13 protein-coding genes are annotated in these 13,250 nt (G+C 69.9%); 5 read left to right on the forward strand and 8 right to left on the reverse strand.

Going from position 1 to position 13,250, the window contains the following annotated elements; all coding sequences use genetic code 11:
- Nucleotides 1-34: 34 nt before the first annotated feature.
- The 5 genes from ABKA19_RS06885 to gpmA all read right to left on the reverse strand — a co-directional run bounded on the left by ABKA19_RS06885 (nt 35) and on the right by gpmA (nt 5,666).
- A complete protein-coding gene (locus tag ABKA19_RS06885; RefSeq protein WP_353688283.1) occupies nt 35-361 on the reverse strand; it encodes a DUF3325 domain-containing protein in 327 nt (108 codons plus the stop codon).
- Nucleotides 354-2,048, reverse strand: a complete 1,695-nt coding sequence (locus ABKA19_RS06890; RefSeq protein ID WP_353688284.1) for a PepSY-associated TM helix domain-containing protein — start codon at nt 2,046-2,048, stop codon at nt 354-356. Before ABKA19_RS06890 ends, ABKA19_RS06885 begins: the two co-directional genes overlap by 8 nt.
- A gap of 4 nt (nt 2,049-2,052) precedes the next feature.
- Nucleotides 2,053-2,382 (reverse strand): iron uptake protein, encoded by a 330-nt coding sequence (locus ABKA19_RS06895; RefSeq protein ID WP_353688285.1) that lies wholly within the window; start codon nt 2,380-2,382, stop codon nt 2,053-2,055.
- Between the two features lie 37 nt (nt 2,383-2,419).
- The gene (locus tag ABKA19_RS06900; protein ID WP_353688286.1) at nt 2,420-4,630 is read right to left on the reverse strand and encodes a TonB-dependent siderophore receptor; all 2,211 of its coding nucleotides are present in this window, start codon (nt 4,628-4,630) and stop codon (nt 2,420-2,422) included.
- A 286-nt stretch (nt 4,631-4,916) separates the two neighbouring features.
- Complete coding sequence (gene gpmA / locus ABKA19_RS06905; RefSeq protein WP_353688287.1) at nt 4,917-5,666, reverse strand: 2,3-diphosphoglycerate-dependent phosphoglycerate mutase; 750 nt, start codon at nt 5,664-5,666, stop codon at nt 4,917-4,919.
- Here gpmA and nfi point away from each other — a divergent pair.
- The 4 genes from nfi to ABKA19_RS06925 all read left to right on the forward strand — a co-directional run bounded on the left by nfi (nt 5,637) and on the right by ABKA19_RS06925 (nt 9,726).
- Nucleotides 5,637-6,521: a deoxyribonuclease V gene (gene nfi / locus ABKA19_RS06910; RefSeq protein WP_502945730.1), complete on the forward strand. Its 885-nt coding sequence runs from the start codon at nt 5,637-5,639 to the stop codon at nt 6,519-6,521. The two genes, gpmA and nfi, sit on opposite strands and share 30 nt — an antisense overlap.
- 94 nt (nt 6,522-6,615) lie before the next feature.
- The gene (locus ABKA19_RS06915; RefSeq protein ID WP_162377303.1) at nt 6,616-7,479 is read left to right on the forward strand and encodes a pirin family protein; all 864 of its coding nucleotides are present in this window, start codon (nt 6,616-6,618) and stop codon (nt 7,477-7,479) included.
- 118 nt (nt 7,480-7,597) lie between these two features.
- Nucleotides 7,598-8,320 (forward strand): aquaporin Z, encoded by a 723-nt coding sequence (gene aqpZ, locus ABKA19_RS06920; RefSeq protein WP_353688289.1) that lies wholly within the window; start codon nt 7,598-7,600, stop codon nt 8,318-8,320.
- A gap of 161 nt (nt 8,321-8,481) precedes the next feature.
- A complete protein-coding gene (locus tag ABKA19_RS06925; protein ID WP_353688290.1) occupies nt 8,482-9,726 on the forward strand; it encodes a polyhydroxyalkanoate depolymerase in 1,245 nt (414 codons plus the stop codon).
- A gap of 144 nt (nt 9,727-9,870) precedes the next feature.
- Here ABKA19_RS06925 and ABKA19_RS06930 read toward each other — a convergent pair whose 3' ends face one another.
- Nucleotides 9,871-10,803 carry a sensor domain-containing protein gene (locus ABKA19_RS06930; RefSeq protein ID WP_353688291.1) on the reverse strand — a complete coding sequence of 311 codons (933 nt, stop codon included), beginning with the start codon at nt 10,801-10,803 and terminating at the stop codon, nt 9,871-9,873.
- Complete coding sequence (locus tag ABKA19_RS06935; protein ID WP_353688292.1) at nt 10,800-11,165, reverse strand: PadR family transcriptional regulator; 366 nt, start codon at nt 11,163-11,165, stop codon at nt 10,800-10,802. Before ABKA19_RS06935 ends, ABKA19_RS06930 begins: the two co-directional genes overlap by 4 nt.
- Before the next feature lie 200 nt (nt 11,166-11,365).
- Between ABKA19_RS06935 and ABKA19_RS06940 the strand changes: the two genes are divergently transcribed.
- Entirely contained in the window at nt 11,366-12,271 is a 906-nt protein-coding gene (locus ABKA19_RS06940) for a peptidylprolyl isomerase (RefSeq protein ID WP_353688293.1), read from the forward strand.
- 48 nt (nt 12,272-12,319) lie between these two features.
- Here the strand turns inward: ABKA19_RS06940 and ABKA19_RS06945 are convergent, their stop codons facing one another.
- Complete coding sequence (locus ABKA19_RS06945) at nt 12,320-13,231, reverse strand: DMT family transporter (RefSeq protein ID WP_353688294.1); 912 nt, start codon at nt 13,229-13,231, stop codon at nt 12,320-12,322.
- Between the last annotated feature and the right edge of the window lie 19 nt (nt 13,232-13,250).

A 13,250-nucleotide genomic window follows, 5' to 3' on the forward strand; every position in this document is an offset into this window, starting at 1 on the left:
GCCCGGCGCATGCGCCACGGGCGCCGCGCCAAGATCAGCGTCGCACCCACGGCGCCAGCAGCGCCAGCCAGCGCGCGCGCCAGGCCAGGGTCAAGGCGATGGCCAGCGCCGCACCCGCCACGGCCATGGTCCAGACCAGCACCGCCATCGTGGCGTGGTCGGCCGCCAGGCACAGCCACAGGCTGGCGGCCAGTGCCGTCGCGCCGAGCAGGCGCAGCAGCTTCGCGCTCCCGCTTGCGAGCGCCCTGCCCCAGACCTGGCGGGCATGGACCTCCATCGCCAGCGCCAGCCAGCCCATGCCTGCCAGGCATGCCGCCAGGGCCGCGGCCAGCAACCAGCCCGCGTGGCTCGGCTCAGGCATGCGCGGCCTCCTGCTCGCGAATGCGCGCATCGGCGCGCGCAGTGCTGCGGCGGCCGAGCATGCGGCCGGCGGCGGCGGCGATCGCCGCGGTGGCCAGCAACGCCAGGTCGACGCCGGCGACCGGCCAGTAGCCGGCGGCGAGCGTGCGCAACAGGTGGTCGCCGGTGGTAAGCCAGTTCAGCACCATCGCAGCCACGGCCAGGGCTGCGATCACCCAGCACTGCTCGCGCCAGGCCGGATTGGGCAGGCCGCGGGCCACCGGCGCGCTGCGCCAGGCGGCGTGCAGCAGCGCCAGCACCCAGCTGCCCCAGAAGGCGTAGCGCTCCCAGTCGCCGCGGCCGGTCAGGTCGTCGGGCAGCAGCCGGTTGGCGACAAGGATCGACAGCGTGGCGATGACCATTCCCGCAACGCTGGCGACCGCGAGCGCATCGACGATCCGCGCGCCCTGGCTGCCGGCCAGCGCGTGCTGGCGCTTGCGCTTCTCGACGAAGAACACGAAGCCGGTGGCGATGCAGACCGCCCCGGCCAGTCCGCCAAGCACGTACAGCCAGCGCAGCAGCCAGTGGCGGAAATGCTGCAGGTGCAGGCCGGTGAGGAACTCGGCAGCCTTGGCGACCGGCGTGGCCGCCGGATCCTCGCGGATCAGCTCGCCGGTGCTGGCCTTGAAGTGGATGCCGTCGCCGACCAGGGCGATGCGGTCGGTGCCGGCGCGGTACACGCTGACATAGCCGTTGGCGTCGCCCACGTGCATCAGCACCAGGAAGCCGACGTCGCCGGCCTTGCCACCCGCCTCCCAGCGCCGCTGCGCCTCGGCCACCATCGCATCGACGTTCGCCAGCCCGGCCGCCACGCCGGCGCGCTCGTGCGGCAGGCCGGTCTGGCTGGCCTCGATCTCCGCATAGCGGTCGTGCAGGTCGTGCAGCTGGGTATGGCCGACCGGGAAGTAATAGGTCGCGGCGAAGATCAGCAGGCCGGTGAAGGCGAAGAAGAAGTGGAACGGCAGCGCGACCACGCCGGTCAGGTTGTGCAGGTCGAGCACGCTGCGCAGCCGCGCCTTGCCCGGGCGGAAGGTGAACAGCTCGCGGAACAGCTTGCGGTGCATGACCACCCCGCTCACCAGCGCGGCCAGCATGGCCAGCGCCGACAGGCCGACGATCCAGAAGCCGAGGTTCTTCCAGTCCAGGGTCAGGCTGTAGTGCATCGGGTAGAAAAACCCGCTGCCCAGCTTGAGGCGGTCGTCCGGCAGCGAAGTGCCGTCGCGCGGATCGATGGTGGCGTAGGCCCAGACCTGCTCGTCCGGGTCCTTCGCGTTGGGCACCACGTAGCCGGCGAACAGCGCCAGCACCGGGTCGCGGTGGGTGGTGTAGGCGCTCCAGCTGCCGACGGTGTCGAAGCGCTGCGGCATCGGACCGTCGACCCGCGGCGCCATCGCCTCCACCGCCGCCGGCAGCGGCTGCATGCGCTCGAACGCCGGGCGCAGGATCTTCTCGTACGACGGCATCGGCTGCGGTTCGAAGCGCGTGGCGGGGATCGACCAGCGGTCGATCTCGCGGTCGAACACCGACAGCGCGCCGAAGAAGAACGCGGCCATCAGCACGAAGCCGAGTACCAGGCCGAACCAGGTGTGCAGCCAGGCCATCGCCTGGCGGAAGCTCTGGGTCACGACGGATTCCTTGGTCCTGGCCATGGCGTCAAAGGATGCTCTTCTGCACGAGCGAGGCAAGCGCGGCCATCGCCGCGCCGCCGCCGAGCAGGACCGCCCAGGCCAGCGCCACCCGGCGACAGGCCATCGTCCACAGCAAGGCGACCAGGAACACGAGCAGCCCGACCGCACTGGACAGGAACTCGGCGTCGTGGAAACCCATGCCGGCCTTGGACAGCAGCGCGGTGGCGAGGGCGATCAGGCCCCAGGTGAAGGCGTACCCGCCCAGCACCGCCGCGCCCACCCGCGCGGCGACGCGCAGGCGCGGCGCGCGGGTCGTGGCCGGGCGCGGATCGATCGTGGAGGAAGGCGTGGACATGGCGTCAGGCTACTGTCTATTCGCGGCGGATGATCGCTCAGAACCGCCAGTCTAGGGTGAGGGTGTAGTTGCTGGGCGCGCCGTAATAGCCGCTGTAGCGCAGGGTGTTGATGTACTTCTCGTTGAACACGTTGTTGACGTTCAGGCGCATGCTCGCGTTCTCGACGAAATCCCAGCCCATGAAGGCGTTGAGGACCGCGTAGCTGTCCTGGCGCACGGTGAAGCCGCTGCTCTCGGTATTGGATATCCCGCTCTGCCAGCGCCCGCCGACGCCGTACGACAGGGGGGCGTAGCCCGGCGCGCGCGCGCTCAGGACCAGGTTGGCGCTGCGGCGCGGCACCCACGGATAGGTGTCCTCGCCATTGAGGCCGTCCATCTCCAGCGCGGTGTAGCCGAACACCAGGTCGACGTTGTCGCCCAGCCTGCCGACCGCCTCGAACTCCACGCCCTCGGACTGCACGTCCACCGGCGCGTAGATGGTCTGGCCGAACTCGTTGTACTCGCCCGTCGGCGTCGCCAGGCCCTGCTGGTCGGCCTTGAACACCGCCAGCGTGGTCAGGAGGCGTCCGTCCAGCCACTCGGCCTTGATGCCGGCCTCGTAGTTCACGCCCTTGCTGGCGTCCAGCAGGCGGTTGTCGGCGTCGCTCTGGTCCTGCGGCTGGTAGATGTCCGAATAGCTGACATAGCCCAGCACGCGGTCGGTGAAATCGAAGGTCAGGCCGGCGTAGGGGCTGGTATGGCTGGTGGTCTCGTCGAAGTCCACGCCATAGGAGACGCCCTCGCGGCGGTACTCGGCGTAGTTGGCGCCGATGATCGCCTTGAAGCGTTCGGTCACGGCGATGCGGGTGGCGCCGAACACGCGCTTGAGGTCCTGGTCCAGTTCCGCCGATTGCGAGAATTCGCTCCAGGACGGCTCGGGAATGGCGTCGGTCGGGTACGGGAACGGCGGCAGCAGGCCCCAGGCCGGATGCGGGAACTCCGCGCTGCGCTCCCAGTTCTCGGTGGTGCTGCGCGAGGCGCTGACGCCGATCACCGCCTCGTGCTGGCGCCCGAACATGGTGTAGACGCCGTTGAGGCTGGCGGTGCCCAGGTGGCTGGTCACCTCGTCCTTGCCGCTCCACGGATAGCCGACCAGGCCCAGGCCGGTGGCCGGATCCAGTCCGTCGGGCGTGCCGTCGAGGTCGGTGTCCGCCAGGTAGGCGTAGAACATGTCCTCGTCGCCGCTGGCGCGCCGGTAGTTGTACGACACGTTCAACCGCCAGTCGGCACCGAGCTGGTGGACGTATTCGGCGAACGCGGTTTCGTTGGTCGTATCCCAGTAGGTCCAGTCCTGGGTGGTGGTGGCATCGCGCGGCCATTCGTTCTGGGTCCCGTCGCTGTTCATGAACAGCAGCGCGCCCCACATGATGCCGACCGAATTGGCCTGCTGGTGCGAATAGCCGACGGTCAGGGTGCCGTTGTCGCCGACCTGGCCGTCGACCACGCCGTAGAGGAAGGTGCGGTCGTTCTGGTTGGCACGCAGCCAGGAATCGCCCTCTTCGTACGCGGCCACGACGCGCCCGGCCCAGCGGCCGTCGTCGGTGAACGGAGTCGAGTAATCGGCTTCGGCACGCACCGTGTCCCACGAGCCGTAGCTCAGGCCGACCATCCCCTGCGCCTCGTTGGTCGGGCGCTTGCGGACGTAGTTGATCGTGCCGGACGCGTTGCCCACGCCGGTCAGCAGGCCGTTGGCGCCACGGATGACTTCAACCTTCTCGTAGCCGAAGGTGTCCTGCGCGCCGGTGGCGATGCCCCAGCTGTTGGGCAGGCCGACGCCGTCGATCTGGGTGTTGAGGATGTCGAAGCCGCGGGCGCTGTAGCTGGTGCGGTTGGTTTCCCATTCGTCCACGCGCACGCCGGTCGCCAGCCGCAGCGCGTCGTTGACGCTGTTCGCGCCGAACAGGCGCATCTGCTCGCCGGTCACCACGCTGATGGACTGCGGGGTTTCCTTGATCTCCAGGTCCAGGTTGGTCGCGCCGTTGCTGACGCGGCTGGCACGCTGGCCCACGACCATGATCGCGTCCAGGTCGGTGGCGGAGGCGCTGGCGTCGCCCTCGTGTCCGTTGGCCGCGTCCTGCGGCGCGGCCAGCGCCGAGCCGGACAGGCCGGCCAGGGCCAGCGCGATCGCGAGCGGCAGGTGGCCATTGGCGAACGCGCGGCGATCCGGGCGGCGGGTGCGGGACGGGCGGGAGGAACGGTTCGGACGCATCGAGGGAACTGCCTTGTCTTGATGGAATGAGGGGGATTCGCGCAAAGGCGACCGGATCGCTTCGGTCGCCCGCGCCGCCGCGAGCCGGTGACGTCCCGTCGCGGCTGGATCCCGCGGAGGTCACCCTGCCCTTTCCCGCCCGGCCTGGAGCCTGGCGGGGTTATCGGCTGCGCGCATATTAAATGCGAATCAATCTCATTCTGCAACAGGCGCGCCCCGCACCGGCCCGAAACGACGACACCCGGCCGGGGCCGGGTGTCGTCGTCGCGCGGAATGGTTGCGGTGGCTACCTGGCCTTGCCCTGGTTGGCCACGGCCTCGGCAGCGCGCCGGGCTGCCTCCGGATCACCGAGGTAGCGGTGGGACTGGACGTTGAGTTCATCGTCCAGTTCGAACAGCAGCGGGATGCCGGTGGGAATGTTGAGCTCGAGGATTTCCTCCTTCGAGACGCCGTTGAGGTACTTGTACAGCGCACGCAGCGAGTTGCCGTGCGCGGCGACCAGCACCGTCTGCCCGGATTTCAGCGCCGGGGCGATCGCGTCGTGCCAATACGGCAGCACCCGGTCGAGGGTGGTGGCCAGCGATTCGGTCGACGGCAGCGCGTTGCGGTCCAGGCCGGCGTAGCGCGGATCATTGGCCGGGTGGCCCGGATCGTCCAGCGGCATCGGCGGCGGCGGGATATCGTAGGAACGACGCCAGATCTTGACCTGCTCCTCGCCGTGCTTGGCCGCGGTCTCGGCCTTGTCCAGGCCCTGCAGCGCGCCGTAGTGCCGCTCGTTGAGCCGCCAGCTCTTGTGCACCGGCAGCCAGTCCTGGTCCAGTTCGGCCAGCGCCAGGTTCAAGGTGCGGATGGCGCGCTTGAGGGTGGAAGTGTAGGCCACGTCGAAGCGCAGGCCCTCCTCGCGCATCAGCCTGCCGCCGGCGGCAGCCTCGCTGCGGCCCTGCTCGGTGAGATCGACGTCGACCCAGCCGGTGAATCGGTTCTCGAGGTTCCACTGGCTCTGGCCGTGGCGCAGCAGGACGAGCTTGCGGGTCACTGGGCGTTTCTCCGGTGCTTCGATTGCGGGACGCCGATTCTAGCGGCAACTCCCGCCGGCGGCCGCGCGCGGCCACGGTTTTCGCTGCAACCATGCGCGGACGGCGCGCATCCATCGCCCCGGCTTCACTGCCACGATCGGCATACTGGCGCCATGGTCGAAGCCGCCACCGTCAGCAATCCCTTCCCCGGCTGGGACGGCAGCATCGCCGGTGCCCGCGCCCTGCAGGCGCAGCTGGCCGCACGGGTGCGGCTCGACGACGACTTCCATGACCCGCCGCGCACGGTGGTCGGCCTGGACGTCGGCTTCGAGGACGGCGGCGATACCGTGCGCGCGGCAGCGGTGCTGCTGGATGCGGCTTCGCTGCAGACCCTGGAAATGCACGTGGCGCGGCGTCGGACGCAGATGCCGTACGTGCCGGGACTGCTCAGCTTCCGCGAGCTGCCCGCGTTGCTGGACGTGCTGTCGATGCTGTCGGCGCCGCCGGACCTGGCGATGGTCGACGGCCAGGGCATCGCCCACCCGCGACGCCTCGGCATCGCCGCGCACCTGGGTGTAGCCACCGGCCTGCCCACCATCGGCGTAGCCAAGAAACGATTGGCGGGGCACTACGAAGAACCGGGCCCGCAGCGGGGCGACCGCAGCCGCCTGGTCCATCGCGGTGACACCGTCGGCTACGCGCTGCGCAGCAAGCCGCGCTGCAACCCGCTGATCGTCTCGCCCGGGCACCGGGTGTCGCTGGACTCGGCGGTGGTCCTGGTGATGCACTTCCTCGACGGCTACCGCCTGCCGGCCCCGACGCGGCGCGCCGACCGGCTGGCCTCGCGCCGCGACGCGCCGCGCGCGCCGGCCTGAAGGCCGCCGGCGGAAAGCATCGTCGCACGCAGGTACCGGCCGGGGCGCGGGATCCATGCGATCCTGCGCCGAACTTCCAGCCGAGGATCGTGCCGTGACCACCATCATCGAACCGCGCGTGCACGACCTGGGCGATGGCTTCCTGGTGCGCCGCGCGGTGCCTTCGATCCAGGCACGCAGCGTCGGCCCGTTCGTGTTCGTCGACCACATGGGGCCGGTGGTGTTCGAGGGCGGTCGCGGCCTGGACGTGCGCCCGCATCCGCATATCGGCCTGGCCACGGTGACCTTCCTGTGGTCGGGTGCGATCAACCATCGCGACACGCTCGGCTCCGAGCAGGTGATCCGGCCCGGCGACGTGAACTGGATGACCGCTGGCCGCGGCATCGCCCATTCCGAGCGCACCCCGGCGCCCGAACGCGCGGCGGGTAGCCAGGCGCACGGCATGCAGACCTGGGTGGCGCTGCCCAAGGCGCACGAGGAGACCGACCCCGCGTTCTTCCACCATCCGGCCGCGACCCTGCCGCAGCAGCAGCGCGACGGCGTGTGGCTGCGGGTGATCGCCGGCCGCAGCTACGGCGAGGAGTCGCCGGTGAAGGTTTTTGCCGACACCCTCAACGTGGCCCTGGACCTGGCGCCGGACGCGGAGGTCGCCCTGGACGACGGCCATGTCGAACGCGCGCTGTACATCCTGGAAGGCGAGGCGCAGCTGGACGGGGTCGACATCCCTGCCCGCCACCTGGTCATTCCCGATCGCGGCACCCGACCGAAGCTGCGCGCCAAGACGCCGTTGAAGGCGATGCTGCTCGGCGGCGAGCCGCTGGATGGCCACCGCCACCTGTGGTGGAACTTCGTTTCCAGTTCGAAGGAGCGGATCGAACAGGCCAAGCAGGACTGGCTGGACGGCCGCTTCGGCCGGATCGTGGGCGACGACGAGTTCATACCGCTGCCGCAGCGCTGAGCGCCATCCGGCGGGCGATTCCAGCGCCGCACCGGCTTTGACTTTTTCCTAACGCTGCCCGTCGCGGCCAGGCGTACCCTCGCCGCTGCCCGTTCCGGGCTGTCCATCGGGGATGACCATGACTCTGACGAAGCGATTGGCGGCCGAGTTCCTCGGCACGTTGTGGCTGGTGCTGGGTGGTTGCGGTAGCGCGGTGCTGGCGGCGAATTTCGGCGGCGACGGCAATCCGCTCGGCATCGGATTCCTCGGCGTGGCGCTGGCCTTCGGTCTGACCGTGCTGACCGGCGCGTTCGCGTTCGGCCATATCTCAGGCGGCCACTTCAACCCGGCGGTGAGCCTGGGACTTTGGGCGGGCGGGCGCTTCCCCGCGAAGGACCTGCTGCCGTACATCGTGGCCCAGGTGGTCGGCGCGATCGTGGCCGGCTTCATCCTGCTGCAGATCGCCAGGGGCGGTGGCGGCTTCAGCATCGACCCGACCGCGGCGGGCGCCTTCGCCAGCAACGGCTATGGCGTGATGTCGCCGGGCGGCTACACGCTGGCCGCGGCATTCCTGTGCGAACTGGTGCTGACCGCGTTCTTCCTGGTCGTGATCATGGGCGCGACCCACGGCAAGGCCGCCGCCGGGTTCGCCCCGATCGCGATCGGCCTGGCCCTGACCCTGATCCACCTGATCAGCATTCCGGTGACCAACACCTCGGTCAATCCGGCCCGCTCGACCGGCGTAGCCCTGTTCGCCGGCTCCGGCGCACTCGGCCAACTGTGGCTGTTCTGGGTCGCCCCGCTGGCCGGTGGCGCCCTCGGCGGCATCCTCTACGCGTGGCTGCGGCCGGCCAACGAGTAACGGCAAGTTGTTGATTATTAAAAGAGCCGGGTCGCCGGATGACGACCCGGCTCACGTTGATGAAGGCCTGCCGGCAGTTCGCGGCGGCCCGGCTGCCGCGGCGCCACGAATCCGGTTAGCATGGTGCGATGCAGCACCCCAACCGGAAGCGTGGCCATTCCATGCTCTACCAACTCCATGAACTCAACCGCGCGATGATGGCCCCCTGGGTCCATCTGGCCGAGGCCAATTCGCGGATCTTCTCCAACCCCTCCAGCTGGGCTTCGTCGCTGCCCGGCGCCGAGCGCATCGCTGCCGGCAACGAGCTGGTGCACCGCCTGGGCAAGGACTACGAGAAGCCGCCGTGGAACATCCACGAGGTGGAGGTCGACGGCCACAAGGTACCGGTGCTGGAGCAGGAGATCCTGCGCAAGCCGTTCTGCCGCCTGGTGCGCTTCAAGCGCTACAGCGACGACGCGCAGACCATCGCGGCGCTGAAGGACGACCCCGTGGTGCTGGTCGTGGCCCCCCTCTCGGGCCACCACGCCACGCTGCTGCGCGACACCGTCCGCACCCTGTTGCGCGACCACAAGGTCTACGTGACCGACTGGATCGACGCGCGCATGGTACCGACGACCGAGGGCGCTTTCGGCCTGGACGACTACGTCGCCTACGTCGAGGACTTCATCCGCCTCATCGGCGCAGCCAACCTCAACGTGATCAGCGTCTGCCAGCCGACCGTGCCGGTGCTGGCCGCCGTGTCGCTGATGGCCGCCCGCGGCGAGGCGGTGCCGCGCTCGCTGGTGATGATGGGCGGGCCGATCGACGCGCGCCGCAGCCCGACGGCGGTCAACAACCTGGCCACGCGCAACCCGCTGTCGTGGTTCGAGAACAACGTCATCCACAGCGTGCCGCAGCCCTACCCGGGCGAAGGCCGCGAGGTCTATCCGGGTTTCCTGCAGCACGCCGGCTTCCTGGCCATGAACCCCAGCCGCCACTTCATGTCGCACTGGGATTTCTACTCGGACCTGGTCAAGGGCGACCTGCAGGACGCCGATTCGCACCGCCGCTTCTACGACGAGTACAACGCGGTGCTGGACATGCCGGCCGAGTATTACCTGGACACCATCCGCACGGTGTTCCAGGAGTTCCTGCTCCCGCGCGGCAAGTGGAAGGTCAACGGTGAGCTGGTGAAGCCCTCGGCGATCAGGGGCACGGCGCTGATGACCATCGAGGGCGAGCTGGACGACATCTCCGGCCTGGGCCAGACCCAGGCTGCGCACGACCTGTGCACGGGTATTCCGAAGACCAGGCAGAAGCACCTCACCGTCGACGGCGCCGGCCACTACGGCATCTTCAGCGGCCGTCGCTGGCGCGAGAACGTCTATCCGCAGGTGCGCGAATTCATCGCCAAATACGCGGACTGACCGATCGCTTGCCGGAATGAAGAAAGCCCCGCTTCGGCGGGGCTTTTCCTTTGCATCCGTAGAGCGGGGCTTGCCCCGCTGCCCTTGCGTCTCATCGCTTCGCCAGGCGTGACAGCCGGGCGGGCCCGGCTCTGCGCGGGGTGCTCAGACCACCGGGTCGCGCACCAGCAGCTGCTTGGCCAGCCAGCCATGGAAGCGGCCGACCAGGCGCGCCAGGTGCAGGGTCGCGAACAGCATCAGCACGCCGGCCACGAAGCACAGCGGCCACAGCCACGGCGAGTCCGGCGTGATGACGACGCCGTCCAGCGAGAACACGCCGGCGTGGCCCAGTGCCAGCGCCACCGGCGCGGCGATCAGGCCGGCCGACAGCGCCAGCAGGGTGACCGCGGCGCTGAAATACGCCGTGCCCAGCGGCAGCATCAGCAGCAGGTAACCCATCGCGGTCCAGGTGCGCCAGTCGGTGAACAGCTCCTTCAACCGGGTCAGCCACGGCTTGTCGCGCTGGGTGTACAGCGGCCGCCGCGGCATGCGCACGCCCAGCAGCACCTCGACGATGCGGCCTTCCACCAGCGACAGCAGCCGCACCGACATCAGGAACAGCAGCAGCAGCGGGATGCCGACGATCAGGATCATCAGGCCCAGCGAGAGGCTGGCGCCGGTGACCACCCAGCTGAAGTAGAACGTGCCGGTGGCCATCGCCAGCAGCATGTAGAACAGCGAGCCGTAGGTGTACGGATCGGCGACCACGCCGAAGAACCGGCCGGCCAGCGAGCGCCGCTTCGGCGGGCGCGGCGGCCGCAGCGCGCGGTTCACCGTCACCTCGGTTTCGCGGTAGATGTCGGCGACCTCTTCAGGCGCGCCATAGCTGCCGGCGACCGAGGCGATCACCTCGGCCTCGGACCGGCCCGCCTGTTCGGACAGTTCCGAGCGCAGGTATTCCTCGGCGTCGTACAGCGCGTCCTGGACCATCGCCGGATCGGCGCCCCTGAGCGCCTCGCGCAACTGCTCCAGGTATTCGGGGATGGTGGTGGGCAGGGGCCGCGCCGTGGCCGGCTGCGGGGATGCGGTGGTGTTCATTCGGATACTCCCTCCAGCACGGAATCGACGGAATCGCGGGTGGCGCGCCAGGCGGCGGTCCATTGGCCAAGGACCTGCCGACCCTCGCCGGTGATGCGGTAGTAGCGCCGCGGCGGGCCAGCCACGGACGGCTCGACGTGGCTTTCCAGCAAGCCGGCTCCTTCCAAGTTGCGGAGCACCGGGTAGAGCGCGCTCTGCTTGCCGCTCAGCACGCCCTCCCCGACCTGTTCCAGGCGCTTGGCGATCAGGTAGCCGTACAGCGGCTCGGCGGCCTGGGCCAGTACCGCCAGCAACGCCAGCGACACGGTGCCGGCGCTGAGCTCCTTCTGGAACTTCTTCAGTTGCGCTTCGATCTCGCCCATGGCGGCGGCTCCATCGGTGCGTGGGTCGCTACGTTGGAGGCCACTCTATTCTCAACTTCGGTATAGCGTATGTGCCGGTAGTCACCCAACCGGGGGCATGCCCGAACGGACCGCCATGCGGGCCGGCCAGTCGCCGCCGCGCTTGGCGCGCCAGGCCGCCACGGCGAGAATCCAAGCCATCTCCTGCCAGCAGACCCGACATGACCTTGCGCCCGATGCTGTTCGCCTGCGCCCTGGCCGTCCTCGCGCCGCCCGCGGCGGCCGCCGCCCCCTACCGAAGCATGCAGCAGATCCTGGACGCCTCGCCCGCCTCGGACTGGCGCGAGCCGGCACCGGAAAACGTCCTCTACCTGGAACTCGATGCCGGCCGGGTCGTCATCGAACTGGCGCCGGGCTTCGCCCCGCAACATGTGGCCAACATCCGCACCCTGGCCCGCGCCGGTTTCTGGGACGGCACCAGCATCTACCGGGTGCAGGACAACTTCGTCGCCCAATTCGGCGACGCCGACGCCGAGGATGCAGCCAGGGCGAAGGACCTGGGCGCGGCGGAACGCAAGCTGCCGGCCGAGTTCGAACGAGGCATCCAGGGCCTGGCCTTCGACGTGCTGCCCGACGCCGACGGTTGGGCACCGCAGGTCGGCTTCGCCGACGGTTTCGCCGCCGGACGCGACGCCGCCGCAGGCAAGGCCTGGATGGCGCACTGCTACGGCGTGGTCGGCGCCGGCCGCAACCTGGACGCTGACAGCAGCATCGGCGCCGAGCTGTACGTGGTCATCGGCCAGTCCCCGCGCCAGCTGGACCGCAACATCACCCAGGTCGGGCGCGTGATCCAGGGCATCGAACTGCTCAGCTCACTGCGCCGCGGCCCCGAACCGATGGGCTTCTACGCCGATCCGGCGCAACGCACGCCGATCCGCGCGGTCCGCCTGGCCAGCGAAGTCCCCCCGCAGGAACGCACTCGCATGCAGCTGCTGCGCACCGATACGCAGACCTTCCGCGACATGGTCGAAGCGCGCCGCAACCGCCGCGACGACTTCTACAAGCGCCCGGCCGGGCACATCGACCTGTGCAACGTGCCGCTGCCGGTGCGGGTGGCCGGCAGCTGACCCGCGGGGCCGATCGGCGGCCCACGCGAACGCGATTGACGGCCGGGATCAGTTCGCGCGCTGGCTGATCGCCACGCTGCCGAGGATCAGGCCGCCCGCCAGCAGCATCGTCGCCGTCACCGGCTCATCCAGCAGCCACCAGGCGAACAGCGCGCCGAACAGCGGGATCAGGTAGGTGACGGTCGAGGTGCGGGCCGCGCCGATCCGGTGGATCAGGCGGTAGAAGTAGATGAAGGCCAGGCCGGTGCACAGCACGCCCAGGCCGACCGCCGCGGCCCAGGCCAGTGCCGGCACGGGGCCGGCCGGCCAGTGCGTGAGCGCGAGCGGCAGCAGCAGCACCGCCGAACAGCCCAGGGTCACGGCCGCCGAGGCGGCGGGCGGCAGCCCGACCATGTAGCGCTTGACCAGGTTCAGGCCGACGCCGTACAGCAGGGCGGCCGTCGCGCCGGCGAGCACCGCCGGCCCGACGCTCAACCCGGACACCTTGGCGGTGGCCAGTACCACCACGCCCACGAAGCCCGTGACCAGGGCGATCGCGCGGCGCATGCCGATCTTCTCGCCGAACACGACGAACGCCACCAGCGCGGCGAACAGCACGGTCATCGCGTTGCAGATCGCACCGATCGCCGCAGGCGCGCGCTGCGCGGCCCAGGCGAACAGCAGGAACGGCAGCGCCGAGTTGATGATCCCGATCGCCGCCAGCCGCGGCCACAGGCGCAAGGGAAACTGGGCCCGCGCCAGCCACAGGAACGGCAGCAGCACCAGCGCGCCCAAGGCCAGCCGCAGCTCGACCAGCGCGTACGGCCCGAACGCGGGTGCCGCCACGCGCATGAACAGGAACGAGCCACCCCAGACCGCGCCCAGCGCGAGCAGTTCGAATGGGGTGCGCCAGTCGCGCCCGGTCGTCGCCGCTGCCGGCGTGTGATCCGCTTCCTGCGAGTTCCGCTTCGATCCGTCCATCTGTCGTGTTCTCCTGTTC

Source organism: Pseudoxanthomonas sp. Soil82, assembly GCF_040446535.1.
GTDB classification, from domain to species: domain Bacteria; phylum Pseudomonadota; class Gammaproteobacteria; order Xanthomonadales; family Xanthomonadaceae; genus Pseudoxanthomonas; species Pseudoxanthomonas kaohsiungensis.

Excerpts from the sequence above, each read along its gene's own strand:
- ABKA19_RS06885 (WP_353688283.1), bottom strand. The coding sequence starts at position 361 with ATGCCTGAGCCGAGCCACGCGGGCTGGTTGCTGGCCGCGGCCCTGGCG.
- ABKA19_RS06890 (WP_353688284.1), bottom strand. The coding sequence starts at position 2,048 with ATGGCCAGGACCAAGGAATCCGTCGTGACCCAGAGCTTCCGCCAGGCG.
- ABKA19_RS06895 (WP_353688285.1), bottom strand. The coding sequence starts at position 2,382 with ATGTCCACGCCTTCCTCCACGATCGATCCGCGCCCGGCCACGACCCGC.
- ABKA19_RS06900 (WP_353688286.1), bottom strand. The coding sequence starts at position 4,630 with ATGCGTCCGAACCGTTCCTCCCGCCCGTCCCGCACCCGCCGCCCGGAT.
- aqpZ (WP_353688289.1), top strand. The coding sequence starts at position 7,598 with ATGACTCTGACGAAGCGATTGGCGGCCGAGTTCCTCGGCACGTTGTGG.
- ABKA19_RS06925 (WP_353688290.1), top strand. The coding sequence starts at position 8,482 with ATGCTCTACCAACTCCATGAACTCAACCGCGCGATGATGGCCCCCTGG.
- ABKA19_RS06930 (WP_353688291.1), bottom strand. The coding sequence starts at position 10,803 with ATGAACACCACCGCATCCCCGCAGCCGGCCACGGCGCGGCCCCTGCCC.
- ABKA19_RS06935 (WP_353688292.1), bottom strand. The coding sequence starts at position 11,165 with ATGGGCGAGATCGAAGCGCAACTGAAGAAGTTCCAGAAGGAGCTCAGC.
- ABKA19_RS06940 (WP_353688293.1), top strand. The coding sequence starts at position 11,366 with ATGACCTTGCGCCCGATGCTGTTCGCCTGCGCCCTGGCCGTCCTCGCG.
- ABKA19_RS06945 (WP_353688294.1), bottom strand. The coding sequence starts at position 13,231 with ATGGACGGATCGAAGCGGAACTCGCAGGAAGCGGATCACACGCCGGCA.